General features: G+C 65.8%; 35 protein-coding genes and 1 pseudogene. 27 read left to right on the forward strand and 9 right to left on the reverse strand.

Features of this window, described 5'->3' with window-relative positions:
- The 4 genes from KBZ13_RS00005 to KBZ13_RS00020 form a co-directional block, all read left to right on the forward strand.
- On the forward strand, positions 1 to 764 hold a 764-nt coding region (locus KBZ13_RS00005), incomplete at its 5' end, for a hypothetical protein (protein WP_255004782.1).
- 253 nt (positions 765 to 1,017) lie between these two features.
- Positions 1,018 to 1,320 (forward strand): HigA family addiction module antitoxin, encoded by a 303-nt coding sequence (locus KBZ13_RS00010; RefSeq protein ID WP_255004783.1) that lies wholly within the window; start codon positions 1,018 to 1,020, stop codon positions 1,318 to 1,320.
- 110 nt (positions 1,321 to 1,430) lie between these two features.
- Positions 1,431 to 1,727 (forward strand): hypothetical protein, encoded by a 297-nt coding sequence (locus KBZ13_RS00015; protein WP_255004785.1) that lies wholly within the window; start codon positions 1,431 to 1,433, stop codon positions 1,725 to 1,727.
- Positions 1,724 to 2,005 carry a type II toxin-antitoxin system YafQ family toxin gene (locus KBZ13_RS00020; protein ID WP_255004786.1) on the forward strand — a complete coding sequence of 94 codons (282 nt, stop codon included), beginning with the start codon at positions 1,724 to 1,726 and terminating at the stop codon, positions 2,003 to 2,005. Before KBZ13_RS00015 ends, KBZ13_RS00020 begins: the two co-directional genes overlap by 4 nt.
- A 186-nt stretch (positions 2,006 to 2,191) precedes the next feature.
- Here KBZ13_RS00020 and KBZ13_RS00025 read toward each other — a convergent pair whose 3' ends face one another.
- The 3 genes from KBZ13_RS00025 to KBZ13_RS15675 are packed head-to-tail and all read right to left on the reverse strand — an operon-like array spanning position 2,192 to position 3,019.
- The gene (locus KBZ13_RS00025; RefSeq protein ID WP_255004787.1) at positions 2,192 to 2,434 is read right to left on the reverse strand and encodes an AbrB/MazE/SpoVT family DNA-binding domain-containing protein; all 243 of its coding nucleotides are present in this window, start codon (positions 2,432 to 2,434) and stop codon (positions 2,192 to 2,194) included.
- Between the two features lie 58 nt (positions 2,435 to 2,492).
- Positions 2,493 to 2,741 (reverse strand): DUF2442 domain-containing protein, encoded by a 249-nt coding sequence (locus tag KBZ13_RS00030; RefSeq protein WP_255004790.1) that lies wholly within the window; start codon positions 2,739 to 2,741, stop codon positions 2,493 to 2,495.
- Positions 2,742 to 2,761: 20 nt separating this feature from the next.
- Positions 2,762 to 3,019: a DUF4160 domain-containing protein gene (locus KBZ13_RS15675; protein ID WP_315859577.1), complete on the reverse strand. Its 258-nt coding sequence runs from the start codon at positions 3,017 to 3,019 to the stop codon at positions 2,762 to 2,764.
- 741 nt (positions 3,020 to 3,760) lie between these two features.
- Between KBZ13_RS15675 and KBZ13_RS15770 the strand changes: the two are divergent.
- From KBZ13_RS15770 to KBZ13_RS00050, 5 genes and pseudogenes are all read left to right on the forward strand, one after another.
- Positions 3,761 to 3,934, forward strand: a pseudogene (locus KBZ13_RS15770) (type II toxin-antitoxin system RelE/ParE family toxin); the annotation flags it as partial.
- A complete protein-coding gene (locus KBZ13_RS00035; protein WP_255004792.1) occupies positions 3,934 to 4,215 on the forward strand; it encodes an XRE family transcriptional regulator in 282 nt (93 codons plus the stop codon). The pseudogene KBZ13_RS15770 and the gene KBZ13_RS00035, both read left to right, overlap by 1 nt.
- Positions 4,216 to 4,439: 224 nt before the next feature.
- The gene (locus KBZ13_RS00040; RefSeq protein ID WP_255004794.1) at positions 4,440 to 4,673 is read left to right on the forward strand and encodes a DUF433 domain-containing protein; all 234 of its coding nucleotides are present in this window, start codon (positions 4,440 to 4,442) and stop codon (positions 4,671 to 4,673) included.
- A 119-nt stretch (positions 4,674 to 4,792) separates the two neighbouring features.
- On the forward strand, positions 4,793 to 4,951 hold the full coding sequence (locus KBZ13_RS00045) for a DUF5615 family PIN-like protein (RefSeq protein ID WP_255004796.1): 159 nt from the start codon (positions 4,793 to 4,795) through the stop codon (positions 4,949 to 4,951).
- An 89-nt stretch (positions 4,952 to 5,040) separates the two neighbouring features.
- Positions 5,041 to 5,253, forward strand: coding sequence for a type II toxin-antitoxin system HicB family antitoxin (locus KBZ13_RS00050; RefSeq protein WP_255004797.1), 213 nt, complete (start codon positions 5,041 to 5,043; stop codon positions 5,251 to 5,253).
- A 172-nt stretch (positions 5,254 to 5,425) separates the two neighbouring features.
- Here KBZ13_RS00050 and KBZ13_RS00055 read toward each other — a convergent pair whose 3' ends face one another.
- Positions 5,426 to 6,667 carry a cation:proton antiporter gene (locus KBZ13_RS00055; protein ID WP_255004804.1) on the reverse strand — a complete coding sequence of 414 codons (1,242 nt, stop codon included), beginning with the start codon at positions 6,665 to 6,667 and terminating at the stop codon, positions 5,426 to 5,428.
- 189 nt (positions 6,668 to 6,856) lie between these two features.
- On the opposite strand from KBZ13_RS00055, the gene KBZ13_RS00060 reads away from it, so the two are divergent.
- Together KBZ13_RS00060 and KBZ13_RS00065 are read left to right on the forward strand one after the other, a co-directional pair.
- Positions 6,857 to 7,231 carry a hypothetical protein gene (locus tag KBZ13_RS00060; RefSeq protein WP_255004806.1) on the forward strand — a complete coding sequence of 125 codons (375 nt, stop codon included), beginning with the start codon at positions 6,857 to 6,859 and terminating at the stop codon, positions 7,229 to 7,231.
- Complete coding sequence (locus KBZ13_RS00065) at positions 7,218 to 7,538, forward strand: hypothetical protein (RefSeq protein ID WP_255004807.1); 321 nt, start codon at positions 7,218 to 7,220, stop codon at positions 7,536 to 7,538. The genes KBZ13_RS00060 and KBZ13_RS00065 overlap by 14 nt, the downstream gene beginning before the upstream one ends.
- A gap of 100 nt (positions 7,539 to 7,638) precedes the next feature.
- Here KBZ13_RS00065 and KBZ13_RS00070 read toward each other — a convergent pair whose 3' ends face one another.
- On the reverse strand, positions 7,639 to 11,637 hold the full coding sequence (locus KBZ13_RS00070) for a magnesium chelatase subunit H (protein ID WP_255004810.1): 3,999 nt from the start codon (positions 11,635 to 11,637) through the stop codon (positions 7,639 to 7,641).
- Positions 11,638 to 11,737: 100 nt separating this feature from the next.
- Here KBZ13_RS00070 and dapB point away from each other — a divergent pair, with 100 nt between their 5' ends.
- From dapB to KBZ13_RS00095, 5 genes are all read left to right on the forward strand, one after another.
- A complete protein-coding gene (gene dapB, locus KBZ13_RS00075) occupies positions 11,738 to 12,589 on the forward strand; it encodes a 4-hydroxy-tetrahydrodipicolinate reductase (RefSeq protein WP_255004814.1) in 852 nt (283 codons plus the stop codon).
- A complete protein-coding gene (locus KBZ13_RS00080; RefSeq protein ID WP_255004816.1) occupies positions 12,589 to 13,236 on the forward strand; it encodes a hypothetical protein in 648 nt (215 codons plus the stop codon). The genes dapB and KBZ13_RS00080 overlap by 1 nt, the downstream gene beginning before the upstream one ends.
- Before the next feature lie 81 nt (positions 13,237 to 13,317).
- Positions 13,318 to 13,581, forward strand: a complete 264-nt coding sequence (locus tag KBZ13_RS00085; protein WP_255004821.1) for a high light inducible protein — start codon at positions 13,318 to 13,320, stop codon at positions 13,579 to 13,581.
- A 104-nt stretch (positions 13,582 to 13,685) separates the two neighbouring features.
- Positions 13,686 to 14,861 carry an FAD-dependent monooxygenase gene (locus KBZ13_RS00090; RefSeq protein ID WP_255004823.1) on the forward strand — a complete coding sequence of 392 codons (1,176 nt, stop codon included), beginning with the start codon at positions 13,686 to 13,688 and terminating at the stop codon, positions 14,859 to 14,861.
- Positions 14,862 to 14,901: 40 nt separating this feature from the next.
- Positions 14,902 to 15,114 (forward strand): DUF2949 domain-containing protein, encoded by a 213-nt coding sequence (locus KBZ13_RS00095; RefSeq protein WP_255004825.1) that lies wholly within the window; start codon positions 14,902 to 14,904, stop codon positions 15,112 to 15,114.
- 3 nt (positions 15,115 to 15,117) lie between these two features.
- On the opposite strand, the gene KBZ13_RS00100 is transcribed toward KBZ13_RS00095, so the two are convergent.
- Positions 15,118 to 15,645, reverse strand: a complete 528-nt coding sequence (locus KBZ13_RS00100; protein ID WP_255004830.1) for an adenine phosphoribosyltransferase — start codon at positions 15,643 to 15,645, stop codon at positions 15,118 to 15,120.
- Positions 15,646 to 15,681: 36 nt separating this feature from the next.
- Between KBZ13_RS00100 and KBZ13_RS00105 the strand changes: the two genes are divergently transcribed.
- The 4 genes from KBZ13_RS00105 to KBZ13_RS00120 all read left to right on the forward strand — a co-directional run bounded on the left by KBZ13_RS00105 (position 15,682) and on the right by KBZ13_RS00120 (position 17,562).
- Positions 15,682 to 16,251, forward strand: coding sequence for a DUF3038 domain-containing protein (locus KBZ13_RS00105; protein WP_255004831.1), 570 nt, complete (start codon positions 15,682 to 15,684; stop codon positions 16,249 to 16,251).
- Positions 16,252 to 16,261: 10 nt separating this feature from the next.
- On the forward strand, positions 16,262 to 16,861 hold the full coding sequence (locus KBZ13_RS00110) for a DUF4335 domain-containing protein (protein ID WP_255004836.1): 600 nt from the start codon (positions 16,262 to 16,264) through the stop codon (positions 16,859 to 16,861).
- Positions 16,862 to 16,951: 90 nt separating this feature from the next.
- A complete protein-coding gene (locus KBZ13_RS00115) occupies positions 16,952 to 17,194 on the forward strand; it encodes a hypothetical protein (protein ID WP_255004838.1) in 243 nt (80 codons plus the stop codon).
- Complete coding sequence (locus KBZ13_RS00120; protein ID WP_255004840.1) at positions 17,194 to 17,562, forward strand: hypothetical protein; 369 nt, start codon at positions 17,194 to 17,196, stop codon at positions 17,560 to 17,562. Before KBZ13_RS00115 ends, KBZ13_RS00120 begins: the two co-directional genes overlap by 1 nt.
- On the opposite strand, the gene KBZ13_RS00125 is transcribed toward KBZ13_RS00120, so the two are convergent.
- The gene (locus KBZ13_RS00125) at positions 17,547 to 18,083 is read right to left on the reverse strand and encodes an EF-hand domain-containing protein (protein WP_255004844.1); all 537 of its coding nucleotides are present in this window, start codon (positions 18,081 to 18,083) and stop codon (positions 17,547 to 17,549) included. The genes KBZ13_RS00120 and KBZ13_RS00125 overlap by 16 nt on opposite strands.
- A gap of 144 nt (positions 18,084 to 18,227) precedes the next feature.
- Here KBZ13_RS00125 and KBZ13_RS00130 point away from each other — a divergent pair, with 144 nt between their 5' ends.
- The 5 genes from KBZ13_RS00130 to KBZ13_RS00150 all read left to right on the forward strand — a co-directional run bounded on the left by KBZ13_RS00130 (position 18,228) and on the right by KBZ13_RS00150 (position 21,933).
- Positions 18,228 to 18,953 carry a response regulator gene (locus KBZ13_RS00130; protein WP_255004850.1) on the forward strand — a complete coding sequence of 242 codons (726 nt, stop codon included), beginning with the start codon at positions 18,228 to 18,230 and terminating at the stop codon, positions 18,951 to 18,953.
- Between the two features lie 2 nt (positions 18,954 to 18,955).
- Positions 18,956 to 20,296 (forward strand): ATP-binding protein, encoded by a 1,341-nt coding sequence (locus KBZ13_RS00135; RefSeq protein ID WP_255004853.1) that lies wholly within the window; start codon positions 18,956 to 18,958, stop codon positions 20,294 to 20,296.
- 77 nt (positions 20,297 to 20,373) lie between these two features.
- Entirely contained in the window at positions 20,374 to 21,375 is a 1,002-nt protein-coding gene (gene ppk2, locus KBZ13_RS00140; RefSeq protein WP_255004854.1) for a polyphosphate kinase 2, read from the forward strand.
- Between the two features lie 53 nt (positions 21,376 to 21,428).
- Positions 21,429 to 21,755, forward strand: a complete 327-nt coding sequence (locus KBZ13_RS00145) for a hypothetical protein (protein ID WP_255004856.1) — start codon at positions 21,429 to 21,431, stop codon at positions 21,753 to 21,755.
- Complete coding sequence (locus KBZ13_RS00150) at positions 21,748 to 21,933, forward strand: hypothetical protein (protein ID WP_255004857.1); 186 nt, start codon at positions 21,748 to 21,750, stop codon at positions 21,931 to 21,933. The genes KBZ13_RS00145 and KBZ13_RS00150 overlap by 8 nt, the downstream gene beginning before the upstream one ends.
- Before the next feature lie 156 nt (positions 21,934 to 22,089).
- Here the strand turns inward: KBZ13_RS00150 and KBZ13_RS00155 are convergent, their stop codons facing one another.
- Complete coding sequence (locus KBZ13_RS00155; protein WP_255004860.1) at positions 22,090 to 23,376, reverse strand: Nramp family divalent metal transporter; 1,287 nt, start codon at positions 23,374 to 23,376, stop codon at positions 22,090 to 22,092.
- Positions 23,377 to 23,492: 116 nt separating this feature from the next.
- Between KBZ13_RS00155 and KBZ13_RS00160 the strand changes: the two genes are divergently transcribed.
- Together KBZ13_RS00160 and KBZ13_RS00165 are read left to right on the forward strand one after the other, a co-directional pair.
- Complete coding sequence (locus KBZ13_RS00160; RefSeq protein ID WP_255004862.1) at positions 23,493 to 24,599, forward strand: FAD-dependent oxidoreductase; 1,107 nt, start codon at positions 23,493 to 23,495, stop codon at positions 24,597 to 24,599.
- A gap of 41 nt (positions 24,600 to 24,640) precedes the next feature.
- Positions 24,641 to 25,072 (forward strand): hypothetical protein, encoded by a 432-nt coding sequence (locus KBZ13_RS00165; protein ID WP_255004863.1) that lies wholly within the window; start codon positions 24,641 to 24,643, stop codon positions 25,070 to 25,072.
- On the opposite strand, the gene KBZ13_RS00170 is transcribed toward KBZ13_RS00165, so the two are convergent.
- Complete coding sequence (locus tag KBZ13_RS00170; protein ID WP_255004865.1) at positions 25,030 to 25,248, reverse strand: hypothetical protein; 219 nt, start codon at positions 25,246 to 25,248, stop codon at positions 25,030 to 25,032. The genes KBZ13_RS00165 and KBZ13_RS00170 overlap by 43 nt on opposite strands.
- Between the last annotated feature and the right edge of the window lie 42 nt (positions 25,249 to 25,290).

Genomic DNA, 25,290 nt, shown 5'->3' on the forward strand with positions numbered 1-25,290 from the left:
ACGATGCCAAGTTCGCCGACTTCGGCATCTGGGTCGACAAGAACGCTGATGGTGTCACCGATGCGGGTGAATTCCACACCCTCCCCGAGGCCGGCATCACCAGCATCGACCTCACCAGTGATGCTCATGTGGCTTCGGCCGCCGGTGGCGATGTGCTGGTTCACGGCAGCACCACCTACTCCTATGCCGATGGCACCACGGGCCTCGCCCAGGATGTGACCTTCACGGCATCGCTGGCAACGGCCGACACCAGCGCCGATCACAGCGCATTGATTCCAGACGCAACAGTTGTGTCCGATGCAACAGCCGTGCCCGACGCCACCACCGTGACGGCCAGCACGACCGAAAGCACCACCACCACCACCGAGCATGCGCTCGATGCGGCGATCGCCGCCTTGCCCGCCACCCATGTTCAAGATCTGGTCGACACCTTCCTCACCAACCTCCACGCCAACGACACCGATGGCACGATCCTCACCCACAACGATGTGGTCTATGAGCTCGATGTGGCGGTCAGCTCCTTCATCACCGATCACGGCATCACCGCCGACCAGTACCACGACATTCACCAGCAGGTGATCGACCACATCGCCCAGGATCTCCAGGACCATGGCCTGGTGGATCCCACCGCCATCGAACACGATGCGGCCGGCCATGCCGACGGCAGCGACGTCATCGCCGCCCTCGACAACCACTTCCACGACCTCTACGACACCCACACCATCCACGACGTCCACATGGACGACTACTCCGCCCACGTGTGATCGCAACTGCCGCATTGGCGGCCCGATGTTGCCCCTTTCCCCGAACGGTTCGCCGCTCGGGGCTTTTGTTTGGCTTGCTGATGCGGGCCTCAATCGACAGCGAACCTACGACTCAAGTGCTACGAGCCGAGTAACATCTGAAATGGGATCAAGTCCTTCCGCGCAACCGCCTCGAGCGCCTCTCTGGAGACCGCAAAAGCCAGTTCAGGATCTACGTAACGACAACCACTGAACACCGAACACTCGAGGCCCCATGGCCCAGCTTTTGTCCCCCATCCCCCCCGGTGAAATCCTGCAAGAGGAGTTCCTTGTGCCCATGGGGCTCAGCGCCAATGCCCTCGCCAAGGCGATTGGCGTACCTCGTAACAGAATCTCGCTGATCCTCAAGGGTGATCGAGCCATCACCGCAGACACGGATCTGCGCCTCTCTCGGTTCTTTGGGCTGAGTGAGGGCTACTGGCTTAGGCTCCAGGTTTCCTTTGACTTGAAGGTTCAGTCCCGGCTGCTCGCCGACCAACTCAAAGCGATCAAACCCTTCCAGCTGGCCTGTTCCTGAAGCAAATTCAGGATCACCAGTTCGCTGAGGCCGCGGATGTTCATCAGAGAGCCCATCGCCTGGGGTCTCATTGGCTGGCATCCAACCCGCTCAGGGCTTTTCTTGGTATTATGAATCGTACGATTAAAGGTGTGGTGATGCAGTCGATTTCAGCCAATGAGCTCAAAATGCGTGGGGTTGGAGCCATCGCTGAGGCCCTTCAGCAGGGCCCTGAGGTGGGAGTGAGCGTCCGCGGGCAGCTTCGCTACGTCTTGATGGACGCCGAGCACTACCAACACCTGCGGGAATGTGAACTCGAAGTGGCGCTGATCGAAACCCGCGCCGATCTCGCCGCCGGTCGCTTCGTGGTGGAGTCCGCTGAAGACCATCTCAAGCGATTGGAGCAAATGGAATCCGATGATCTGTGAATTGGACGCTCGTCGTTACCGGCCACTTTTCAAAAAAGGCAAAAAAGTTCCTCAAACAGCATCCGGAACAATCAAAGCTTTACCTGAAAATCCTGCTCCTACTTGAGGCCAACCCTTATCACCCCTCCCTGCGCCTGCATCCACTCCAAGGCAAGCACAAGGGCCTTCATTCCGTTTCGATGAACATGAGCTACCGGATCACCCTTGAATTCTTAATCGAAGGGAATCAATTGATTCTCATCGACATCGGCGATCATGATGCGATCTACAGAGGCTGACTTACGCGCCGTCGCCCCATAGCCCAACCATTGCGGCAGCGTCGATGGCTGCTTTTACACGATCAAGCGCTTCCGAAACTCCGGCGCGAAATCGGCACCATTCAGACAGAAGATGGTGCGAAGATGGGAGCTTTTGCTTGGCCTGCTGATGTGCGGGTCCACGATCGAAGACATAGGCGGCCGGCATCAGAAGAACTCCACGCCAACGGCCTCTTCATTGTCCACGGCTGAATGAAGGTTGTCAGGAGTGATGCCTGAGAGCAGATCTTCCAGCTTGAACCGAACAGGAAATGTCGGCTTCATGATCAGCTCACCCTCAACAACATTCAGACTGACTTCTGAGCCAGGAACGACTCCGACCTCTTCGGCAAGGGCGCGTGGGATCCGCACACCAAGGCTGTTTGCCCACTTCTGCACCCGTGTTCCCATGGCCCGATGGCGGCTATACGAAGAGTATCCGCCATCATGCTGTTGCTGGATCTTGTTGTTAGGCGGGCTGCTTTTGCAAGACCAAGCCCTTGAGAAACTCTGGTGCGAAGTCGGCACCATTGGGCCAGCAGACTGTTCGCAGCTCAGGATCGAGATAGGCTTCTTTGAATTGATCGGGATCAAGAAGCTCTTCAAAGATTGGACCTGTCAGCTGCTCAGCCATGTCAACCTCTCCATGGGTCCCGTCGTCGAAATGAAGCAATAGGCGATGCCCAGCAATGACTTGAGCAGATGTGACGTGAAGCATGATGGATACAAAATAAGGAACTACTCAAGAGGTGAAATCGGCGATAGCGCCTCGTGGCGACGCGCTCGATCCCAGTCAAGCATCAACTCATCGCGATGCTGCTGGTACCACTCCAACACGTGAGAAAGAGCTCTCCTTGGAAATTGACCGGTGACAACGCCATCAGCAATGTTGACCGTGATCTCATACTCGCCATAGATTGCATGGAAATGTGGTGGATCGTGATCTCGATAAAGGATAGCTATTGCGATCCCAAGGAAGCGGCTGATAACTGGCATCTATAAACAATAGCGTAAAATTGGACAGTCGCAAAACTCAGGTCAAGGCCAATCTAATGGACAAGCCATTGCCTCATTAGGCTCCGTATAAGATCCGCATCAATGACCAATTCCGCCTTTGCTTTGTCTGGTCAGCTGACGAGGCTAGCGATGTTGAAATCGTTGATTATCACTGAACACCTAACACTCGAGGTCCTATGGCACAGCTTCTGCACCCCCATCCCCCCAGTCAAATCCTACAAGAGGAGTTCCTTGTGCCCATGGGGCTCAGCGCCAATGCCCTCGCCAAAGCGATTGGCGTGCCTCGTAACAGAATCTGCGCCTCTCTCGGTTCTTTGGGCTGAGTGAGGGCTACTGGCTTCGGCTCCAAGTCTCCTTTGACTTGAAAGTTCAGTCCCGGCTGCTCGCCGACCAACTCTCAGCAATCAAACCCTTCCCGCTTGCCTGCGCCTGAAGCAAATTCAGGATCACCAGTTCGCTGAGGCGGAGGGTGTTCGGCTACACCACAACCGCCCGAGCCGCTCGGGCCTTTTGTTTGGCTCAGCGGCCTCGTTGCTAACTGCATCATTTTTGGTACAATTTCGCCATACAGGCTCCTACCGTCGTGGGCAAACCCCCCATCCTGCGGGTCCTCTTCTTTCATTCTCAGTCAGGGAGAGAACCGGTGAGAGAGTGGTTACTGGACCAAAAGCGTGAGGATCGCAAGGCCCTTGGGTATGCCGTTGATGCAAGCTAGAGCCCGGTCTTTTGGAGGTAAGGTCGGATATCGACAAAGGTATCGCGCGTGTAATTTTCACTGTTGAAGATGACGCCATGATCCTCCTTCACGGCTTTGTAAAAAAGTCGGCCAAGATGCCGACGGCGGAACTCAAAACCGCGAAAGCACGTCTTGCCACACTACTTGGATCAAAATGATGGACGAGCAACATCTTGGCAGCGACTTTAATGATTTCCTCCGCGACGAGCGTCTCCTGGATGATGCAGAGGCCGTTGCCGCAAAGCGTGTCGTCGCCTTTCAGATCGCTCAGGAGATGAGGCGCGCACAGCTAACGAAAACTCAGTTGGCGCAGCGTATGAAGACGAGCAGACCGGTAGTGGATCGTCTCCTTGATCCCTCGAATCGCTCGGTCACTCTCTCGACGCTCGGGAGGGCAGCAACAGCTGTAGGTAAAACTCTCAAAATCGAACTTACGTAATAGCTTGCCCAATACCTACTTTGAAGGATGGGCCTGAACCAGATTCAGATTTACCCGTTAGGTGAGGCCGCGGGTGTTCATCAGAGAGCCCATCGCCTACGACTGCTTTGTTGGCAGCCCTCCAACCGCTCAGAGCACACCCCTTGGCCGCCAGGTATCCGACGACGACCCCTTGATGGCCCACGTCAGAATGGGAAAATTTCCTGCACCCCCGCTCACACCTCATGACGTCACCTTCTCCACCCCTGATCACCTGCACACCAGGCGTACGCAGCGGTAAGCCGTGCATGGCCGGAACGCGCATCACCGTATCGGATGTGCTCGCGTACCTCGCCAGAGGCATGAGCCAAGAGGAAATCCTGGCTGATTTCCCCGATCTGCAGCCTGAACACATCCAGGCCGTGTTGCGCTACGCCGCCGAACGCGAGAAGCGGCTCAGCGAACTCACCGTGGCCTGAGCAGTGCCATGGCCGGCCGTTTGCTGTTGGATGAAAATCTCAGCCCTCGGCTTGTCAGACCACTCGCAACGCAGTCCCCGGGCAGCAAGCATGTGCATAGATAAAATGATGTTCGCAGCTTGAGCCTGCTGCGCGGGGCGCCACCGCAGGTGATCTGGCTGGTGGTCGGCAACTCCAGCTCCGCGGTGATCCTGCGGATCCTGTTGACCCACATCAACGCCATCGAGGCCTTCATCAGCGAACCCAACACCGCCCTGCTCACGCTTCGCAAGCCCTGACGACTGTCGGCCCATCGGGGCAAGCCGATCGCTGGCCCGTTCAGGTGACCCAGAACCCGTAGCAGAATGGTGACAACACCACCAAGCCCATGACCACCTACTCCGCTGTCGTCGAACGCTGCCCCACGACCGGGCTGCTGGTCGGCTACGTGCCCGGCTTTCCGGGAGCCCATAGCCAGGCGGCAAGCCTTGATGAATTGCAAACCAATCTTGAGGAGGTGATTGGAATGCTTCTGGAAGACGGACAACCACAGCTAGAAGGTGATTTCGTCGGGCTTCAACAGATACACATCGCGAGCTGAATCTTGGGCCGACTTCCTGTTCTCAAGCCATCAGAAGTGGTGCGAATCCTGATATGAAACCCTTTTTCTACAATTCAGCAGACTCAGACGATCAATTGAGCGACGACCTCCTGCAGGCGCTGGAAGAAACCCGCGCCGATCTCGCCGCTGGGCGCTATGTGATCAACTCCGATCAGCCCCCCACCCCATAACCCAACCGTTGCAGCAGCGGCGCCGCCATCGCCGTGGTGATCAGGGCCATCAGCACCATCATCGTGAACAGCTCGGTGCTGATCACCCCCAGGCTCAGGCCCACGTTGAGGATCACCAGTTCGGTGAGGCCGCGGGTGTTCATCAGCCAGCCCACCGCCTGGGCCTCCTTCGCGGGCAGCCCGCCGGCTCGGGCCACACCCCAGCAGCCCAGATACTTCCCTCCGATCGCCACCGCCAGCACCGCCGCCAGCGTCAGCCAGGCCCCGGCGCTGTTGAGGCTGCCGATGCGCGTGCTCAGGCCGCTCACCGCAAAGAAGATCGGCAGCAGGAGCGTCAGCACCAGCTGCTCGGTGCGCAGCTCCAGCCAATGCCGCAGCGGCCCATAACGGGGTAACGCCAGACCAAACAGAAACGCCCCGAAGATCACGTGCACGCCCGTGAGTTCGGTCACCACGCCCGAGAGAATCGCCCCGGCGAACACCAGCGCCAGCAGCAGCGGAGTGAGTTCATGGGCGCGCCGGTACTGCCGGGCCAGCCGGCCCATCAGCGGCCTCAGGCCCACCAGCAACACCAGGGCCCAGAGGGCCGTGCCCCCCAGGGCCGGCAACGCCCCGGCCAGCGATCCCGAGCGGCTGAAGGAGACCACCGCCGCCAGCAGGGTCCAACCGAGCACGTCATCGATGGCGGCGCAGGTGATCACCAGCTGCCCCAGGGGCTGCGCCAGCAGGCCACGTTCCTTGAGGATGCGCGAGAGCACCGGGAAGGCCGTGATCGCCATCGCCGTGCCCAGGAACAGCAACCCGCTCAGCCGGAAATCCCCCGGCAGCAACTGCGGGGCCCAGGTCTCCAGGCCCAGCCCCAGGCCGATGCCCATCGCCAGCGGCAAGGCCACGCCCGCCAGGGAGATGCGCGTGGCCAAGGGCACCCGGCCCTTGAGCTGCTCCGGGCTCACCTCCAATCCGATCAAGAACATGAACAGGATCAGCCCCAGCTGCGAGAGCACCTGCAACTGCGCCAGCGCCGCCGGAGCGAACAGGTTCGCCTGCAGCTGCGGCGCTAGCGCCCCCAGCAGCGAGGGGCCCAGCGCGATCCCTCCGAGGATTTCACCGATCACCGCCGGCTGCTGAAACCGAGCCAACAAAGCCCCCAGCAGCTTCGAGACCACCATGATCAGGGCCACATCCACCAGCACGGTGGTCAGGGTGCTGAGCTCCAGGGTCATGGGCGGGCGGGCTGTTGATCCAGTGGAGGGACCCTAAGAGTTCGCTGAAAAACCCAGTAAGACCAACGGAAATGGGACTGCTGCACCAGTCGTGATAGCAGGGCAGCTGGAGTGCCTGGGGCAGGCCGGGCCCAGGCGGTTGATCCTGCGGCGGCTGTGAGGCCCCGCCCCACCAACTGGCTTTGGGCGTTGAGCCCGCCGAAGCTGCTTCCCGTCGAAGACCTTGGATTGCGTGCCGCACTAAAGCTAAAATTTCGTGCAGACCCATCAAGGCGCGTCGTCATGACCCGTGCAACCCGTGCCCCTGCGGTCAAGCTGGTGGGCGCCAATGGTCAGATTTCCCTCGGCAAGCAATACGCCGGCCGGCCGGTCCTGGTGGAAGAGCGTGAGCCTGGGGTGTGGATCGTGCGCTCCGCCACCGTGATTCCCGACAACGAGCTCTGGCTGCACGAATCGAAGGCCGCTGCCGATCTGGACGCCGCGATGGCGTGGTCGATCAACCATGCGCCCAACGACTCTGATCTGGATCACACGCTGAACCGCCTCGGCCATGCCAAGCGATGACGCAACGGTGAAGCTGGACCTCAACAATCCCGTCTTCCAGGAGCACCTGCTGACACTGCAAAAAATCGAACGCAACGCAGCACTCGACACGCTCAACAAGATTCGCCAACTGACCTGGAATCAGCTCTACCGCGACCCTGGGCTCAAGTGGGAGAAAATCACAAGCATTAAGCCGCCCAAGGGTATCGATGCCGTGTATTCACTCCGCATCAGCCGGTCTCGTCGCGCCACAGCCCATCGTGACGGTGCCTTCATCCGCATGCTCACCATCGCGCCCGATCACGATGCCACCTACGGCAAGAAATGAGTGGCCAGCGTCCCTACTCCGGGACTGAGAGGAGTCAACGCTCCCAACTAGCGACACGTCTCCGAACATCCCCCAATCATCAGGGCCTTAGGCCACCCCATCAGCTCACCCCTTCGATGCGGTCTTCAATCTCCTGGTAGATCTCCTGCAACTGCGCGATATTCTCATCGCTGGTTTCCCAGTAGCCGCGGCCGTTCACCTCCAAAAGGGTGCCAACGATGCGGCGGAAGCTGTGGGGGTTGAGTTCCATCAGCCGCTTTCGCATCTCCGAATCGTTGATGAAGGTCTCGTTGGCCTCCTCATACACGAAGTTATCCACAGCGCCGCTGGTGGCGCTCCAGCCCAGGGTGAAGTTGAGCCGCTTGGCCACCTCACGCACGCCTTCGTAGCCGGAATTGAGCATGCCCTCGTACCACTTGGGGTTGAGCAGCTTGGTGCGCGAATCCAGGCGGATCGTTTCGCTCAAGGAACGTACCTGGGCATTGGCGGTGGTGGTGTCGGCGATGTAACTCGCCGGCGCCTTGCCGTCATCACGCAGGCCCGCAATCAGCTTGGTGGGATCGGAATCGAAGTAATGGCTCACATCGGTGAGTGAGATCTCGGCTGAATCCAGGTTCTGGAAGGTCACATCGGCGGTCTTCATCGCCGCCTCGAACACCTCACGGTTCTGGTTCATCTCACCGGGGTTGTCGGCATTGAAGGCGAAGGTTTTGCGGCTCAGATACATCTCCTGCAACTCGCCCTCTTCTTCCCAGGTGCTGTTCTCCACCGCCAGGTTCACATTCGAGCTGTAGCTGCCGCTGGCATTGGAGAACACCCGCGTGGCCGCCTCCCGAATCGAGATTCCCTGGGCCGCCGCCTGCTCCTGGCTGTGCTTGCGCACAAAGTTCATATCCAGCGGCTCATCGGCCTCCGCCGCCATCTTCACGCCCTGATCAATCAGGCCCATCTGGTTGATGAACAGATCGCGGAACACCCCCGAGCAGTTCACCACCACATCGATGCGCGGGCGGCCGAGTTCCTCCAAGGAGAGCAGCTCCAGCTTGTTCACCCGCCCGAGCGAATCGGCCACCGGCTTGACGCCGATGAACCAGAGGATCTGGGCGAGCGATTCGCCGTAGGTCTTGATGTTGTCGGTGCCCCAGAGCACGCAGGCGATCGTTTCCGGCCAGGCGCCCTGCTCCGCTTTCTGGCGCTCGATCAGCCGGTCCACCACCACCTTCGCCGCAGCGATCGCCGCGCGGGTGGGAATCGACTGGGGATCGAGGGCGTGGATGTTCTTGCCGCTGGGCAGCACACCCGGGTTGCGGATCGGATCACCACCGGGGCCGGGGATCACGTATTCGCCATCGAGGGCCCGCAGCAGGCTCTCCATCTCCTTGTCGGCGCAGATCTGCTCGAGGCAGAAGCGCAGATAGCCAAACAGCTTGTCGAGTTCGGCGGGCTCGACGGCCGCAAAGCCTGAGCCACGGCAGGAGCTCAGCCACGGGCTGGGTCGCTCATAGCCAAATCGCTCCAGCAGGGCGAAGAACCAGCCGAAGCGGCCCTTGAGATCCACCCGGCCGTCGCTGCCGGTGACCGCGCGCACCATCGAGGCCACCGCCTTGCGGCAGGCCTCGGTGATCCGTTGGTTCAGCTCCACATCAACCAGCACCCCGGCATCGTTGCCGCGGTACACCTCGTCGATCGTGCGGCCGATGCTCTCGGCCAGCAGAGCCGGCAGGCTGCGGTAGCCCTCCTCCTCGCGCTCGAGGGCGGCGATGCTCACCAGGGTGGCGATCGCCTCCTCGGCGGTGGGGGGCTTGCCGATCGTGTGCAGGCCGCAGGGCAGCAGCCGGCTCTCGATCTCCATCAGCTGGCGGTAGAGCGCCCCGACCACGTCATCGCGCTGCTCGCGGCTCAGCTCGGCGGCGTCCTGCTCGGGCAGCTTCACATCCTTATCGAGGTTGCACTGGCGCGCCGTCTCCACCATCGCGTTGACGATCTGCACACCCCGGCTGCTCTCGCGCAGCTGCTGGTAGGAGCCCACCAGTTCGCCCAGCTCCTTGAGCCCCTTGTAGAGGCCGGCGTTTTCAGCCGGCGGGGTGAGGTAGCTGATGGTTGCCGCATAACCCCGGCGCTTGGCGATCGTGGCCTCCGACGGGTTGTTGGCGGCGTAGTAGTAGAGGTTCGGCAGGGCGCCGATCAAGGAATCGGGATAGCAGGTGTCGCTCATGCCCATCTGCTTGCCTGGCATGAACTCCAGCGAGCCGTGGGTGCCGAAATGCAGCACCGCATCGGCCTTCCAGATCTTCTCGAGATAGGTGTAGTAGGCGGCGAAACCGTGGTGGGGGCTGGCACTGCGCGAGTAGAGCAGGCGCATCGGATCGCCCTCGTAGCCGAAGGTGGGCTGGACGCCGATGAAGACGTTGCCGAAGTGGCGGCCGTAGATCAAAAGGTTGGTGCCATCGCTGTTCAGGTTGCCGGGGGGCTTGCCCCAGTTCTCCTCCAGGCGCTCGGAGTAGGGGGTGAGCCGTTCGTACTCGGCCACGCTCATGCGGTGGGCGATCGCCAGCTCCGGCGCCCCCACAAGGGCCTCGGGGTCGTTGATCACCAACTCCATCAGCGCCTTGCTGTCGCGGGGCAGATCCTGCACGTCGTAGCCCTTGGCCTTCATCTCCTCGAGCACCCGGTGGATCGAGCCGAACACATCGAGGTAGGCCGCCGTACCCACGTTCCCCTTGTCGGGGGGGAAGCTGAACACGGTGATCGCCAGCTTCTTCTCGTGGCGGGGTTTGCGCCGCAGCTGGGCCCAGCGGATCGAGCGCTCGGCGATGGCGTCGACGCGGTCCTGGAGGGTGTGGGCCATGCCGGTGGCGTCATCGCGCCCGGACAGCACGATCGGCTCGATCGCACCATCGAGTTCGGGTATGGCGATCTGCAGCGCCACCTGCACCGGGTGCAGACCCAGATCGCTCTCCTCCCATTCCTGGGTGGTCTGGAACACCAGCGGCAGCGCCACCATGTAGGGCCGGTTGAGCCGCTTGAGCGCTTCGACCGCCTTGGGGTGGTCCTGGCGGGCCGGGCCGCCCACCAGGGCAAAGCCGGTGAGGCTGACGGCCCCATCGACGATCGCCCGCTCCGCATCCAGCGGGTCGTAGAAGAAGGCAGCCACCGGTTTGCTGAAATCGAGGCCGCCGCAGAACACCGGGATCACGGTGGCGCCGCGGTATTCGAGCTCCTGGATCACGGCCACGTAGTGGGCGTCATCGCCCGTGACGATGTGGCTGCGCTGCAGCACCAGACCGATCACCGGGCCCGAGCGGGCGCTCTCACTGAGATCGCGGCGGCTGGCGGTCCAGTTGAGGTAGTCCTTGAGGTCTTCGAACATCCCCGGCGCCAGGGGGTGCCAGATGCCCAGATCGGGGAACACCACCGGATCGACCACCGCCAGCTCGGGGCGGCCCTCCTCTCCCTTGGGGAAGACGTACTTATCGGCCAGCATCAACAGGAAGTTGCGCAGGTTGTCCGGCGTTCCCCCCAGCCAGTACTGAAAACTGAGCATGAACGAACGGGCGTCCTGCGCCTTCTCCACCGGCAGGTATTTCAGAACGGTGGGAAGCGTGTTCAGCAGCTTGAGCATCGCGTCCTGGAAACCGGCGCCGCCGGCCTCCTTCCGCTTTTTCATGAAGCTGGCGATGGCGCTCTTGCTCTGGCCCAGCTGGGCCATCGAGAACGTACCCAGCTTGTTGAGGCGCATCACCTCCGGCATCGACGGGAACACCACCAGCGCCTTGAGGCGATCGCGGTGGGGCGCCACCGCCTCCACCACCTTCTGGGCCAGGTCTTCGATGAAGATCAGCGAGGCGATGAACACATCGGCGGCCGCCAGATCGGCGCAGAAGGCGGCGTAGTTCTGGGGATCACGAAGTTCCTCGATCAGGTAGCCGCACAAATCCACCGCCAGGGCGTTGTTCTGTTCGTTGAGGCTGGTGGCCGCCACGGTCAGGGCGTTCTGGTACTGGGGTTCGAGCACCACATAGACCACCCGCATCAGGGCACGGTTCCCCAGGTCGACAGGGCTGACCCGGCGGGAGGCGGAGCGGACCTGCGTGAACATCGGCGATCGATTGAGCAATGTGAAGCAGCTTACGGAGCTCGCCTGGCCAGCGGGCGCCCCCGCCAGGGGCCATAGGCTCAGCGCAGTTCAGCCTTGGGGCATGACCTCACCGATCCCCGGCCCGATCCCTGTGGTGGTGGCCGGTGCCCTGGGCCGCATGGGCGCCGAAGTGATCAAGGCCGTCTGCGCCGCACCCGATACCGAGCTGGTGGGGGCGATCGACACCACCGCCGGCAAGGAGGGGGCCGACATCGGGCTGGAGCTGGGGCTCGGGGAACTGGAGGTGGCGATCACGGCCGATCTCGAGGGCAGCCTCTGCGCCGCCAGCCAGGCGGTGCGCCAGGCCGGCCCCGGTGGCGGCGCCGTGCTGGTGGATTTCACCCACCCGAAGGTGGTCTACGAGCACACCCGGGCCGCGATCGCCTACGGGGTGCACCCGGTGATCGGCACCACGGGCCTCTCCCCTGAGCAGCTGGCCGAGCTGGCCGTCTTCGCCGAAAAGGCCTCGGTGGGGGCCGCCGTGATCCCCAATTTTTCCGTCGGCATGGTGCTGCTGCAGCAGGCCGCCGCCGCCGCCGCCCGCTTCTACGACTTCGCTGAGCTCACCGAACTGCACCACAACCGCAAGGCCGACGCCCCCAGCGGCACCTGCCTCAAGACAGCTGAATTGATCGAAGAGCTGGGCAAGTCCTTCAACGCCCCCCAGGTGGAGGAGCACGAAACCCTCGCCGGCTGCCGCGGCGGCCAGCGCGACAGCGGACTGCGGCTGCACTCCGTGCGCCTGCCGGGGCTGGTGGCCCACCAGGAAGTGATGTTCGGCGCCCCGGGGGAGACCTACACCCTGCGCCACGACACGATCGAGCGGTCCGCTTTCATGCCCGGCGTGCTGCTCAGTGTGCGCAGGGTGCGCAGCTTGAGCGGCCTCGTCTATGGCCTTGAGCGCCTGCTCTGATGCTGCTGCCGCTCAAGCCCGGTGAACTGCAACGGCTGATCCCCGCGATCGCCACCGGCCCCCAGTTCAATGCCTGCTCCGGCAACCCGCGCAAGCTGCTGCAACGGGTGCTGATCGCCGTGATCGGTGGTGTGCTCTCGCTGCTGATCAGCCAGACCCTGGCCTTCAGCAGCCAGTTCGGCCCCGTCTGGCTGGTGATCGGCGTGGTGTTCGCCCTCTACATCTTCTGGGGGCCGATCCTCGAGGCCGGCCAGCGCAACGCCACCCTCAGGCGCTACCCGGCGGCGGCGATCTTCGAAGGCGAGATCGCCGAGCTGTTCACCAAGGAGCGGGTGGAGGAGCGCAGCGAGCAAGCCGATGCCCGCGGCCGCCTGGAGCTGGTGGAGAACCGGCGCACCTGGCTGTGCCTGGAGCTGGAAGACGAGGACGGCTACCTGGGCCAGCTGCGCTTCCCGATGGACAAGAAGCACAAGGTGCTGCGGCGGGGGATGGTGATCCGCTGCCTGGTGCTGAGTGAGCGCAAGGATTTTTCCCGCGTCGGCGCCCTCAGTGACGCCTGGATCCCCCAGCTGAAGCTCTGGGTGGGGGAGTATCCGTTCCTGCTGCGGCCGGCGTTTGAGGAGATCTGCCTGCGGCGCCTGCGCTGAGGCCAGCCGGGCCGGATTTCACACTCTGTGACCTGACGCAACATTGCGTTACAATTTGCGCATACCAACACCGATCGGCCCATGACTGCTTCCGCCGCCCCCACCGCTGAGCAACGCGCCACCATCCGCGGCGCCACCGTCACCACCGAAGACGGCGGCCGCCTCAACGCCTTCGCCACCGAGCCCAGGATGGAAGTCGTCTCGGTGGAAAGCGGCTGGGGCTTCCATGAGCGTGCTGAGAAGCTCAACGGCCGCATGGCCATGCTCGGCTTCATCGCCCTGCTGGCCACTGAATTCGCCCTCGGCGGTGAGTCCTTCACCCGCGGTCTGCTCGGCCTCGGCTGATCCCTTCCTGGACGGTTTCCACGCCGCAGCAGACTCCTGCTGCGGCTTTTTTGTGGCCATCATTTTTCTGGCCATCCCTTTTCCAGTGGCCAGCACCGATCTCCATGCCCACTCCCCCCCTGGCCCGGGTGGTCGGCGCTGGGCCCACCGGCGCCCTCGCCGCCCTGGTGCTGGCCCAGGCGGGCTGGCGGGTTCAGCTGCTCGATCCCCTGGGCACTGGGCCGCTCAAGGCCCGTAGCCGCGCCTACGCCCTCAACCACTCCAGCCAGGACCTTCTGCAGCAGTGCCAGCTCTGGGAGGCCCTCGGCCCCGATCTGGTGCCGTTCCGCCAGCTGGAACTCTGCGACCTTTCCTCGGGGCAGCGGGTACCTTTCTCCACCGCCGACCTGGGCCGCCAACGCTCCCAGCGGCCCGATGAGGCGGTGGGCTGGGTGCTGGATCACGGCCCCCTGATGACCCTGCTGCTTGAGCGCCTGGCCGCCCATCCGGCCGTGGACCTGCAGCTGGGGAGCAACATCACGGCGATCTCCACAGGCGCCCCCGAGCCCCCCGACCTCACGGTCGTGGCCGACGGCGGCGGCTCCAGCACCCGCAGCGCCCTGGGCATCGGCCACTGGAGCCTCCCCTACCGCCAGGGCTGCCTGACCGTGAAGGTGCGCCTGCGGGGCTGCGCCCCCGACCAGGCCTGGGAGCTGTTCCGCCCCGAGGGGCCCTTCGCCGTGCTGCCCCTGGGGGGCGACACCTTCCAGCTGGTCTGGAGTGCCCCGGCCGAGCGCCTGCGCCGGCTGGAAAGCCTCGATCCGGTGGCCTTCCTTGAGGCCCTCGCCGGGGTGCTGCCCAACACGATCCAAGTGGACACGCTGCTCGATCGGCCCCGCGCCTACCCGGTGGCCCTGGAGCTGGCCCGGCGCCTGCATCGCGGCAGCGCCCTGCTGGTGGGGGAGACGGCCCACCGCTGCCATCCCGTGGGCGGCCAGGGGCTCAACCTCTGTTGGCGCGATGTGGCCGAGCTGCGGCGCCAGGCGCTGCGGGTGAGCCGCGGGCGTCTTTCCCCCCGGCGCCTCGGGGCCGCCTACGCCTTCCGCCGCTGGGGCGATCTGCTGATCACCCTGCTGGCCACCGATCTGCTCGTGCGCCTGTTCTCCAATCGCTTCCCCCCGGCCCGGGCCCTGCGGCAGCTGGCGCTGGCCGCCCTGGGGCGCTGGGGGTTCCTGCGGGCCGCCTTGTTGGGCCTGATGACCTTCGGCCCTTGCCGTCGCCTGCTCCCCTGGTCAGAGTGAGACCACGAAGAGTGCCCCAACCCACCCTGCGGAAGCGGCCATGGTGATCAGCACCGCCCCCCAACCGATCCCCTCATCAGACCTGGTGCGTTACCTGGGCCGGGAACTGGGGCTGAGCGACAACGCCCTGGGCCTCGGGGTCAAGCAGGCCCAGCTGGAGCAGGCCCCCCTGCCGGTGGTGCTCTGGCGCTTCGGGCTGATCAACCTGGAGCAACTCGACCAGGTGCTCGCCTGGCAGGACATCCAGACCTAAAGCTCAGTCGTAGACGATCAACGACTCCACGGGCTGCTGCTCCGGCAGGCGCGAGCGCCCCTGGAGCGCCGCCAGCTCGGCCACGAAGCCGAAGCCCACCAGGGCCCCACCCGCCTGCTCCACCAGCTGGGCGCAGGCACGGGCGGTGCCGCCGGTGGCTAGCAAATCGTCCACGATCAGAACCTTGGCCCCATCAGCGAGGGCGTCGTGCTGGATCTCCAGGCGGTCGCTGCCGTACTCCAATGCGTAGTCGAGGCCAAGCACCAGCCCAGGAAGCTTGCCGGGCTTGCGCACGGGCACGAACCCCAGGCGCACGGCCGTGGCCAGGGCGGTGCCCACGATGAAGCCGCGGGATTCGATCCCCACGATCAGATCCGGCTGCAACCGCTCACAGATCGCCCCCAGCTGGCGCACCACCTCCTGCCAACCCTCCGGATCGCGCATCAAGGGGGTGAGATCGCGGAACAGGATCCCGGGCTTGGGAAAATCGGGAATGTCACGGACCAGCTGACGCAGATCAACAGGAGGCACTGACGGATCGCCTGGAGCGCTGGCATCATCGCAGCCATGCCCGATATCACCTCCCTCCCCGCCACCTCCTCCAGCGGGCCGGCCAGCGAAGCCGCCAGCCCCCTGCCCCGCCGGGGGCTGGAGCGCCTGGATCTGCTGCTGCTCTGCGTCGAAGCCCTCGACCTCAACGGCGGCGAGGCGATGGTCTGGATGAGCCAGCAACTCGGATTCGCTGAGCTGTTCCCGAACCGCGTCGAGCTCTGGAAGCGGCGCTGCACCAACCCCCTGCGCCGGGCCACCCGCCGCGGTCAGCTGGCTCCGCTGGAAAGCGACGCCCTGATCCGCATCCTCTGCGCCATGGCCGAGCGCCTCTACCCGATGCTGCGTCAGTTGCTCTCCAGTGCCGAACCCGAACCCGTCACCGCCGAGCGCTGGGCCCTGTTCCAGGCGCGGCTGAGCGATCTGGTAGCCGAGCGGCTCAACCTGCGCCGCGGCGCCGTGCAGCGGCTGCTCCATCCCGACGATGGCCCCCAGCTCTCCCGCCAGCTGGTGCGCGCCCTCTCGCTGACCGCCGGTGTGGGAGGGTTCGAGCGGCTCCGGGCCAGCCTCCTGGACGCCCCCGCCTGATCGCGCCGGCATGAAGCTCACCTACCGCTACGAACAGATCAGCGCCCGGCTGCAGCTGGAGGGCCTGCCGGACGTCTCGATCGGCCAGGGCGAGCAGGTGCTGGGCATCCTCACCGGCTGGACGCTCACCCTGGCGGGGCGGCCGGAGCTGGAGGGCAAGCGCGACCACCTGGTGGCCCTGATCGAGGTGGTGTTGCCCTACGCGCGGCACCTGGTCAGCGATGTCCCCAAGGCCTTCGGGCCCGCCACGAGCCCGGTCACGATCGAACCGCGGGGCACGGGCCACCGGCTGCTGCTGCGCAGCAGCCAACCCAACACCGAGCCCCTCGATCTGCAGCTCGATGACGCCGAGCTGGCTGATCTGGTCAGCTGCCTCGATCAGGCACGCCTCGACTGGCGTGTGCAACTGCCCCTCGGCCTGCCGGCCGCCCAGCCGCTCAAACGCCGGGAACTGCTGGTGCGGACGCCCCTGGCCCAGCGGCTGGCGGCCCCCCTCTGCGGAGCCGCCGCGGTGGCGCTCACCGCCTCCCTGGCACTGATGGTGCCGCCGCCGCGCCCCGGCGCTGCCCCCGCGCCCGCCCCGCCGCTTCCGGTTGAGAAAACCCGTTGACGCCAGGCCTGTTGACGCCAGGCCCGTTGACGTCAGCCAGTGCCCCGTCACACTGATGATTGATGCGCACACCGTTCAAGACAGGCTCCCATGACCATGAGCTGGTCGGAACTGCGGCGCCGGGTCACCCGGTTGGGGGCCAGCCTCGATGTGGTCGTGCGCAGTGATCCTGAGGTCTGTGGCCTCAGCGGCAAGAACTTCCAGCTCTCGCTGCACCACGGCGGCCAGGGGGACTGCACCGTCGGCTGCCTGAGCCTGGTGGACTGCCCCAACGAACTGGTGTTGATCGAGTTCGAGCGCTGGATGCGCGGCGCCGGTTTCGCCCTGGAGTGATGAACGAACCCAAGCGACACCTGCGCCTCGCCCGCACCGCTCAGCCCTCCAGGGACGTCTACCGCAGGCGCAAGCGCACCAGTCGCCCCAAACAGTTCGCCGTGGGCCTGCTGCTGGCCGCCGCCGGCACCGGTCTGCTGCTGGCGCTCCTGAAGCTGCCGGAGCGCCTCGACACCCTGCTGCTGGTGAGCAAGGCGATCGGCAACCTGCTCACCGGCCTCACCCTGCTGGGCAGCGGCCTGCTGCAACTGCTTGGGGTGCTGCTGCTGGTGGCCCTCGCCCTGACGGCCCTGGCCCTGGTGGTGATCGGTCTGGTGCGGATCGTGCGCGCCTTCTGGCCGGCCCGCAAGGCTCAATCGTCCCGCTGAGGACGGGGCGAAAGCGAGCGCCGCAGGATCCAGAGTTCCTCCAGGCTCACGCAGCCGTCACCGTTGCGTTCGGCCTGGGCGAAATTCAGCTGCAACCAGGGGAGCGCCGACACCTCAGCGCCGCAAAGGCGCCCGTCGAGGTTGCGGTCGGCCCGCTGGAAGGCCTGGCGCAGGCGTTCACCGAGGAAATGGCCCTGGCCCGGGGGCGGGGTCAGATCCGGCCGCAGCAGGTAGCCCTTGCTGCCCTGATCAAAGCGCTGGAAATTGGATTCCAGGAACGGGCGGCCGCGGGCCTCCTCGGGGCTGAGCCGGCCATCGCCGTTGCTGTCGAGCTTGCGGAACAGCTTTTCGAGCCGCTTTTGGTAACGCTGCAGATCCCCAAGTTCCTGGGCCCGCACCGCCGGAACCAGCGACAACGCCTGTGGCCCGGCCAGAGACAACGCCACGAGCAGCACCGCGGCGGCGGCGATCGCGCCTCTGCTCCCCGGCGCACCCTTCACCCCCTGGTCCCGCTGCGGCATCGATTCAGACTATGGACCAATGATCAAATTGTCCCTGGCCCAGGGCCTTTCGGGGCCCCCGCATCTGTGACCGGATCCGACTGGGACTGGCCTGAGCCCCTGGGCTCCATACAGTTCAGGGCAGCTGCCACTGCCCCCATCCCCATGAGCCGACCCCACACGATCTGGGTGGTGGATGACGATCCCGAGCTGCGCCAGCTGCTCGGCACCTACCTGGGGGAGCAGGGCTACGAGGTGCGCTGCCTCAGTGACGGGGCCCAACTGCTGGCCCGTCTCGATTTCCAGCGCCCCGACCTGGTGGTGCTCGATCTGATGATGCCCGGCGAAGACGGCCTCACCGTGCTGCGCCGCCTGCGCGACAACGCCGACGACCTGCCGGTGGTGATGCTCACCGCCCGGGGGGAGGCCGTGGACCGGATCATCGGCCTGGAGCAGGGCGCCGACGACTACCTGGCCAAACCGTTCCTGCCCCGGGAGCTCACCGCCCGCATCGAAGCCGTGATGCGCCGCCGCGGGGCCGTGCCGGCGGGGGCCCCCGTCGCCGGTGGGGAAATTGTGAGCTTCGGAGACAATCGCCTCGATCTGGCGGCCCGCTCGCTGGAATGTGCCGGCGTGCCGGTGACGATCACCAGCGGTGAATTCAGCCTGCTGGCCGCCTTCGTGCAGCACCCCCAGCGGCCCCTGTCCCGGGAGCGGCTGATCGAGCTGGCCCGGGGCCCCTCCAGTGACACCGACAGCCGCAGCATGGATGTGCAGGTCTCGCGTGTGCGCAAGCTGATCGAGCCGGATCCCAGCCGCCCCCGCTACCTGCAGACGGTCTGGGGCTACGGCTACGTGTTCGTTCCCGACGGCACCCCCCGCAGCCACTGACCATGGCGGGATCGCGGCTGACGGGAGCCCTGCCGCTGCGGCTCGCGGCCTACTTCGTGGGCGGCTGGGGCGCCACATTGATGGTGCTCCAGGGGCTGCTGGGCAGTCAGCTGGAACGGGCCCAGATCGTCGAGATGGGGCCTGATGTGGCCCAGAACATCCGCCTGAGCGAGCTGGCCCTGGAGCGCTTTCCGCCGGTGGTCGTCGCCCAGCTCAGCGGCCTCGAACTGGCTGAGGGCTCCCTGGCGGCCCCCGTGCCCGATGGCGTCGTGCTCAGCGGCGATGGCCTGCAGATCGATCGCGCCCTGCGCCTGCGCCGGGAACTCTGCCTCCACCTGCCCCACTGCCCGCGGGTGGTGGCCGGCGGCGGCCGGGTGCCCGGGGCCTGGATCGAGCTGGTCTCCCCGTTGGAACCCGTGTGGCTGTTCGCCGCGATCCGCCCGCCCCTGAGCTTCCCCCCCGATCCCCTGCTGCTCAGCCTCTCGCTGGTGAGCGGCAGCCTGCTGGCGGGGGGCCTGTTCCTGCTGCTGGATGTGCAGCAACCCCTGCAGCAACTGGAGCGCGCCCTGGCCCGGGTGGGGGTGGACCGGCAGCCGCCGCCGCTGCCCCAGAGCGGGGCCAAGGAGGTGCGCCGGCTGGCCCAGCACTTCAACGCGATGCTCGAGCGCCTGGATTGCAGCGACCGCGAACGGGCCACGATGCTCGCCGGCATCGCCCACGACCTCAAATCACCGCTGACGCGGCTGCGGCTGCGGCTGTCCGTGGGCGGGGAAGCGCTCCATGGCCCCGGGCGGCAGAAGGCGGAGGCCGACCTCGATTCGCTCGAGCGCATCACCCGCCAGTTCCTGCTGTTCGCCGGCGGCGGCAGCGGTGAGGCCTTGGTGGAGTTGCCCCTCGATGAGCTGCTGGCGGAACTGGCGGCCCAGTACGACGATCCACCCCTGATCCTGGCGCTCACGCCGCTGCGGGCCACGGTTCAGCCCACCGCCCTCAGCCGCGCCGTCGCCAACCTGATCGACAACGCCTTCAGCTACGGCCAGCCACCGGTGCGGCTGAAGCTGATCGAGGCAGCGGAAGACGGCTTCGAGCTGCAGGTGTGGGACCAGGGGGCGGGCATCCCCGAGGCGCTCCGGGAGCAGGCCCTGATGCCCTTTCAGCGGCTGGATCAGGCCCGGGGCGGCCAGGGCCACTGCGGCCTCGGGCTGGCGATCGCGGCGCGGGTGGCCCAGGCCCATGGCGGCCAGCTGGGGTTCCGCCAGGGCGACGTGCGCGAGGGCGGTGGCTTCTGCGTCAGCCTCAGCGGCCGCTGGCAGCCGCCGGAGCCCCCGATCAGCGCCAACTGACGCCACCGACGCAGACGCCGGGCCAAAAACGGTCAGAGTCGGCAGGCTGTCGTCAGGTAAGACCCACCCGTAACGCCATGGCCGAGACATCAAACGAACATCCTTCAGCCACTCCTGGGGAGCGATCCGGCAAGGACAAGAAGGTAAAGAAGGCACAAGGCAAAGAAAAGACTAAAAACAAGAAGAAAAGCGGCTCACCGCCGCCACCGATCCCCCGTCTGGGGAAATTCACGGATCGCTATTACCCCTCCGCCCTGTTGGAGGATCTGGCCAATGGCAGTCGGCCGGAGTCGGGCAATGGAAAGCTTGATCGCAAGTACTACGAGAAGGAGCTATCCAGCCTCCAGGAGGAGCTGGTCAAGATGCAGTACTGGGTGAAGGCCACCGGCTTCCGCCTGATGGTGCTCTTCGAAGGCCGCGACGCGGCCGGCAAGGGGGGCACGATCAAGCGCATCACCGAACCGCTGAACCCCCGCGGCTGTCAGGTGGTGGCCCTGGGCACCCCTTCCGATCAGGAACGCGGTCAGTGGTACTTCCAGCGCTACGTGGAGAACTTCCCCACCGCCGGCGAGATCGTGATCTTCGATCGCAGCTGGTATAACCGCGCCGGCGTGGAGCGGGTGATGGGCTTCTGCACCGAGCAGCAGGTGGATGAGTTCCTGTTCTCCTGCCCGGAGTTCGAGCGCATGCTGGTGCGCTCCGGCATCGTGCTGCTCAAGTACTGGTTCTCGGTCAGCGACGAGGAGCAGGAGGCGCGCTTCCGCTCCCGCATCGAGGACCCGACCCGCCGCTGGAAGCTGAGCCCGATGGACCTGGAATCCAGGGACCGCTGGGTGGAGTTCTCCAAGGCCAAGGACGCCATGTTCGCCCACACCAACATCCCCGAGGCCCCCTGGTTCACGGTGGAGGCCGATGACAAGCGCCGGGCGCGGCTCAACTGCATCCGCCACCTGCTCAGCAAGATTCCGTACCAGGACATGACGCCTCCGGCGATCGAGCTGCCGCCGCGCAAGAGTGCCAAGGGGTACCAGCGCCCCCCGATGAACGAGCAGTTCTTCGTGCCCAATGCCTACCCGTGACCTGGCCTATCCATGACCTGGCCTACCCGTGATCGGCCCTACCCCTGAGCGCCATGGTCTTCTCCAGCGACGATGACCTGCCACTGCCGGCCACGGCACCGCTCCTGGGACCGGATGGCGCCCTGATCTACACCACCAGCGATGGCCGCCAGGTGATCGTCTGCGACGACCCCTCCCTGGCCGGGCGGCCGGAGCTGATCGAGGCCTTTCAGGCCCTGCGGGCCGGGGCGCCAGAGCTTGAAGCGGTGGGCCAGGCGGCCGAGCGCTGGATCGCCGTGGCCGAGCGCTACGGCGTCAACCGGGAGCTGGCCCTGGCCCTGCTGCTGGAGCGCCTCAGCGGGCACGCGGCCCAGGGCGGGGGCGAAGAACCCCTTGGCTGAACAGACGCGCCAGCGGCCCGATCGCCGCCTGGCGCTGAAGCTGATCTTCGGGGTGCTGGTGGCGGCCTTCGTCTGGTCGCCGTTCATCGCCATGACCTGGAAGCTCTCCAGCCGCAACCGCATGGTCGCCCCGGCGCCGGTGCCCCCGTTCAACCTGTCCGCCCCTCGCCAGCCCTGAGCCGGTGAACGCATTCCGCTCAGTTCAACTGGTGGAACCAGAAGCCCGCCAGCTGCCAGGACGACCAGAGAAAGATCCCGAGGATGACCCAGTTCAGCCAGGGCGGGCGCCGGTCGTTGTCGAAAGCCATCGCCGCGCACCCGTGCTGCGGGGAGCCTAAATCCAGCCCGCCAGCTGCAGCAGCAGCGAGAGGTTGATCACCACGATCAGCGCGGCGCAGCCCCAGCCCACCCCCTGCAGCCAGCGGGGCGTGCGCAGATCGCCCATGGCCTGGCCCTTGCCGCACAGCCACACCAGCGGGATCACCGCGAAGGGCAACTGCAGGCTGAGCACCACCTGGCTGAGCACCAGCAGAGCCACGGTGGCCTCATCCCCCAGCCAGAGCACCGTGGCCAGCGCCGGCACCAGGGCCAGGCCACGGGTGATCAGGCGCCGCTGCCAATCGGGCAGGCGCAGATCCAGGAACCCCTCCATCACCACCTGACCCGCCAGGGTGCCGGTGAGCGTGGAGCTCTGACCCGCCGCCAGCAGGGCTACCCCGAACAGCACACTGGCCAGGGAGGTGCCGAGCAACGGGGTGAGCAGCCGGTAGGCCTCGCTCAGGTCGGTGACGGGGGGCAGGCCACGGCCATGGAACGTGCCCGCCGCCAGGATCAGGATCGAAGCGTTAACCAGGAACGCGAAGCTCAGGGCGATCAGGGAATCGAGGTTGGCGTAGCGCAGGGCCCGGTGGCGGGCGCGGGGCTGCTCCGGCCACTGGCGTGACTGCACCAGAGACGAATGCAGATAGAGGTTGTGGGGCATGACGGTGGCCCCGAGGATCCCGGCTGCCAGGTAAAGCTGGGCCCCGTCCCGCAGGCTCCCGGCCCGGGGCAGGAACCCCTGGGCCACGGCGGGCCAGTGGGGTTGAAGCAGCAGCAGTTCCACGGCGAAACAGCCCCCCACCAGCAGCACCAGGGAGATCACCAGGGCCTCCAAACGCCGGACCCCGAACCCCTGCAGGGCCAGCAGCAGCAGGGTGTCGACCACCGTCAGAGCGACCCCCCAGGGCAGGGGCAATCCGAACAGCAACTTCAGGGCGATGGCCGTGCCCACCAGTTCGGCCAGATCGCAGGCGACGATCGCCACCTCCGCCAGCAGCCAGAGCGGCAGGCGCGTGCGTTCCGGCAGGTAGCGGCGGCAGGCCTGGGCCAGATCCAGGCCCGTGGCGAGGCCCAGCCGGCAGCAGAGCGACTGGAGCACCATCGCCATCAGGCTTGAAAGCGCCACCACCCAGAGCAGGGCGTAGCCGTAGCTGGAGCCGGCCGCCAGATCGGTGGCCCAGTTCCCCGGGTCCATGTAGCCCACGGCCACCAGGTAGGCGGGCCCCAGCACCCGCAGGAACACCTGAAAGCGCGGCGCACCGGCAGGAATGGTCACCCGCTGCACGGTCGACTCCCCCAACGACCATGGCGTTGACGCTGGGGCAAACCTAGAGGTGGGCCTGCCCGCTCGTGTCGGTTCTCACCTCGGCCTGACACCATCTGGTTCAGAGTTCCGGGGGCCTTGGGCAGAGCGAGATGGCAGCGGCGCTTCGGATCGGCATCGTCGGCGCCGGCACCGCCGGGCTCTACCTGGCGGTGCTGCTGCAGCGGGCCGGCCACCGGGTGAGCCTGTTCGAGAAGGCGGCCAGCGCCCGCACCGCTGGTTGCGGGATTCTGCTGGTGAAGGCGGGGGTGGAGGCGATCGCGGCCGGGGGCGTTCCCGGCCTGCTGAACGCCCTGCTGGCGGCGGGCCAGCCGGTCAACCGCTACGTGTTCCGCAACCTCAAGGGGGGCGAGATCGAGCGCAGTCCGGTGGAACGCGAACCCGGAGCGCTGCCGGCGCTGCTGATCCATCGCAGCGCCATCCTCGAAGCGCTCTGGGACGCCTTCGATCCGGCGGATTTCCAGCCCCTGGCCGAGCTGGTGGGGGTCGAGCAGGACTGCGAAGGTGTGACTGCGCTCTTCGCGGACGGAAGCCGCTGGAGCGGCGATCTGCTGGTGGGCGGCGACGGCCTCTACTCCGCCCTGGCCCCGCTGGTGCAGCCGCAGCGGCGGCTCAATTACCTCGGCGATCGGGTCTGGCGGGGGGTCGTCAGCGACGACAGGTTCTGCGCCGACGGGGAATTCTTCGTCTACGCCCGGGGCCGGGGCATCTACGCCAATTTCTTTGATCTCGGTCCGGGCGCCGATGGCCGCGGCCGCACCCACTGGGGCTTCTTCAACGAAGAACCCCTCCCGAGCGAGCGCGGCGAACGCCGCAGCCGGCTGGCGGAGCCGATCCCCGCCGAGGCCCTCGCCAAGCTTCCGGCCGATGCGGCGGCCGTGATCGCCGCCACCGCCCCGGAGGCCGTGGTGGCGGGCTACACCCACGACATCGACCCCCTGCCGTCGCTGGTGATCGATCGGGTGGCGCTGATCGGAGATGCGGCCCACGCCATGAGCTCCTCCCAGGCCCGGGGCATGACCGCCGGTTTCGAGGACTCCGAAGCCTTGGCCCGGCAGCTGAACGCCGCCCCGGGGGCCTGGCGCGCCGCCCTGGCGGCCTTCGATGCCGAGCGCCTGCCGGTGGTGCACCGCTACCAGGCCGCCAGCCGCGAGGTGAGCAACCGCACGGGTCGCAGCCGAGCTATTCGCAGCCGCTGATACGGCCGGGGCACTGGTAAGGGGCCCCCGTTGACCCGCCCGTGTTCAGCTCCGCCGTCTATTCATTCCTTGGCTTTCCCGGTTGGGGCCCGGTGCATCTGGTGGTGCCCCACCAGGGGAGTCCGTCGGGCACGGCGGCCCGGCTGGAGCGGGCCCGGCGCAGCGCCCTGGAGGCTGGATCGCCCCCGACAGCCCTGCTCAGCCAGTTGCTGCGCCAGGAGCAGCGGGCCGATCCACTCAGCAGTCCAGAGGCCTGCCGCCAGGCGGACTACCGCTACCTGGTGGTCCACCGCCACGGTGGCCGCTGGCCCCTGAGGATCACGGCCTGGCGTTGCAGCGGCGAGCCACCGGCCTGGCGGCGGTGCTGCGGGCCGATGGAGCTGGAGCGGTTCATCGCACGCTTCCAGCCCATGCGCCGCGGCGAAGCGGCTCAGGCGGTGAGCTCCTGGGCCTTGGCGCGGCGCTCGTCGTGAAGCGCTTCGAGCTGGTTGTAGATCGCCACCAGTTGCAGGCGCAGTTCGTCGGTGTCATCGAGCCGAGCCAGGTTCATCAGGGCCCCTTCGATCTGCTCCTTGGTGTCGATCAGCAGCCGACATTCGTTCGTACCCGGTTCGTAGCCCATGGCGTGGTGGGAAGTGACGGCATCCAACCGTCTACGGAGTGCTGAGTCTGTCCGATCGGCTGCTGTTTG

Origin of the sequence: Cyanobium sp. ATX 6F1 (assembly GCF_024346315.1) — a bacterium.
Lineage (GTDB): Bacteria > Cyanobacteriota > Cyanobacteriia > PCC-6307 > Cyanobiaceae > ATX-6F1.

What these genes read in the sequence shown, in the direction of transcription:
- KBZ13_RS00010 (WP_255004783.1), top strand. Translation starts at nt 1,018, where the DNA reads ATGGCCCAGCTTTTGTCCCCCATCCCCCCCGGTGAAATCCTGCAAGAG.
- KBZ13_RS00015 (WP_255004785.1), top strand. Translation starts at nt 1,431, where the DNA reads ATGAATCGTACGATTAAAGGTGTGGTGATGCAGTCGATTTCAGCCAAT.
- KBZ13_RS00025 (WP_255004787.1), bottom strand. Translation starts at nt 2,434, where the DNA reads ATGGGAACACGGGTGCAGAAGTGGGCAAACAGCCTTGGTGTGCGGATC.
- KBZ13_RS00030 (WP_255004790.1), bottom strand. Translation starts at nt 2,741, where the DNA reads ATGCTTCACGTCACATCTGCTCAAGTCATTGCTGGGCATCGCCTATTG.
- KBZ13_RS15675 (WP_315859577.1), bottom strand. Translation starts at nt 3,019, where the DNA reads ATGCCAGTTATCAGCCGCTTCCTTGGGATCGCAATAGCTATCCTTTAT.
- KBZ13_RS00035 (WP_255004792.1), top strand. Translation starts at nt 3,934, where the DNA reads ATGGACGAGCAACATCTTGGCAGCGACTTTAATGATTTCCTCCGCGAC.
- KBZ13_RS00040 (WP_255004794.1), top strand. Translation starts at nt 4,440, where the DNA reads ATGACGTCACCTTCTCCACCCCTGATCACCTGCACACCAGGCGTACGC.
- KBZ13_RS00050 (WP_255004797.1), top strand. Translation starts at nt 5,041, where the DNA reads ATGACCACCTACTCCGCTGTCGTCGAACGCTGCCCCACGACCGGGCTG.
- KBZ13_RS00055 (WP_255004804.1), bottom strand. Translation starts at nt 6,667, where the DNA reads ATGACCCTGGAGCTCAGCACCCTGACCACCGTGCTGGTGGATGTGGCC.
- KBZ13_RS00065 (WP_255004807.1), top strand. Translation starts at nt 7,218, where the DNA reads ATGCCAAGCGATGACGCAACGGTGAAGCTGGACCTCAACAATCCCGTC.
- KBZ13_RS00070 (WP_255004810.1), bottom strand. Translation starts at nt 11,637, where the DNA reads ATGTTCACGCAGGTCCGCTCCGCCTCCCGCCGGGTCAGCCCTGTCGAC.
- dapB (WP_255004814.1), top strand. Translation starts at nt 11,738, where the DNA reads ATGACCTCACCGATCCCCGGCCCGATCCCTGTGGTGGTGGCCGGTGCC.
- KBZ13_RS00080 (WP_255004816.1), top strand. Translation starts at nt 12,589, where the DNA reads ATGCTGCTGCCGCTCAAGCCCGGTGAACTGCAACGGCTGATCCCCGCG.
- KBZ13_RS00085 (WP_255004821.1), top strand. Translation starts at nt 13,318, where the DNA reads ATGACTGCTTCCGCCGCCCCCACCGCTGAGCAACGCGCCACCATCCGC.
- KBZ13_RS00090 (WP_255004823.1), top strand. Translation starts at nt 13,686, where the DNA reads ATGCCCACTCCCCCCCTGGCCCGGGTGGTCGGCGCTGGGCCCACCGGC.
- KBZ13_RS00095 (WP_255004825.1), top strand. Translation starts at nt 14,902, where the DNA reads ATGGTGATCAGCACCGCCCCCCAACCGATCCCCTCATCAGACCTGGTG.
- KBZ13_RS00105 (WP_255004831.1), top strand. Translation starts at nt 15,682, where the DNA reads ATGCCCGATATCACCTCCCTCCCCGCCACCTCCTCCAGCGGGCCGGCC.
- KBZ13_RS00110 (WP_255004836.1), top strand. Translation starts at nt 16,262, where the DNA reads ATGAAGCTCACCTACCGCTACGAACAGATCAGCGCCCGGCTGCAGCTG.
- KBZ13_RS00115 (WP_255004838.1), top strand. Translation starts at nt 16,952, where the DNA reads ATGACCATGAGCTGGTCGGAACTGCGGCGCCGGGTCACCCGGTTGGGG.
- KBZ13_RS00120 (WP_255004840.1), top strand. Translation starts at nt 17,194, where the DNA reads ATGAACGAACCCAAGCGACACCTGCGCCTCGCCCGCACCGCTCAGCCC.
- KBZ13_RS00125 (WP_255004844.1), bottom strand. Translation starts at nt 18,083, where the DNA reads ATGCCGCAGCGGGACCAGGGGGTGAAGGGTGCGCCGGGGAGCAGAGGC.
- KBZ13_RS00130 (WP_255004850.1), top strand. Translation starts at nt 18,228, where the DNA reads ATGAGCCGACCCCACACGATCTGGGTGGTGGATGACGATCCCGAGCTG.
- KBZ13_RS00135 (WP_255004853.1), top strand. Translation starts at nt 18,956, where the DNA reads ATGGCGGGATCGCGGCTGACGGGAGCCCTGCCGCTGCGGCTCGCGGCC.
- ppk2 (WP_255004854.1), top strand. Translation starts at nt 20,374, where the DNA reads ATGGCCGAGACATCAAACGAACATCCTTCAGCCACTCCTGGGGAGCGA.
- KBZ13_RS00145 (WP_255004856.1), top strand. Translation starts at nt 21,429, where the DNA reads ATGGTCTTCTCCAGCGACGATGACCTGCCACTGCCGGCCACGGCACCG.
- KBZ13_RS00160 (WP_255004862.1), top strand. Translation starts at nt 23,493, where the DNA reads ATGGCAGCGGCGCTTCGGATCGGCATCGTCGGCGCCGGCACCGCCGGG.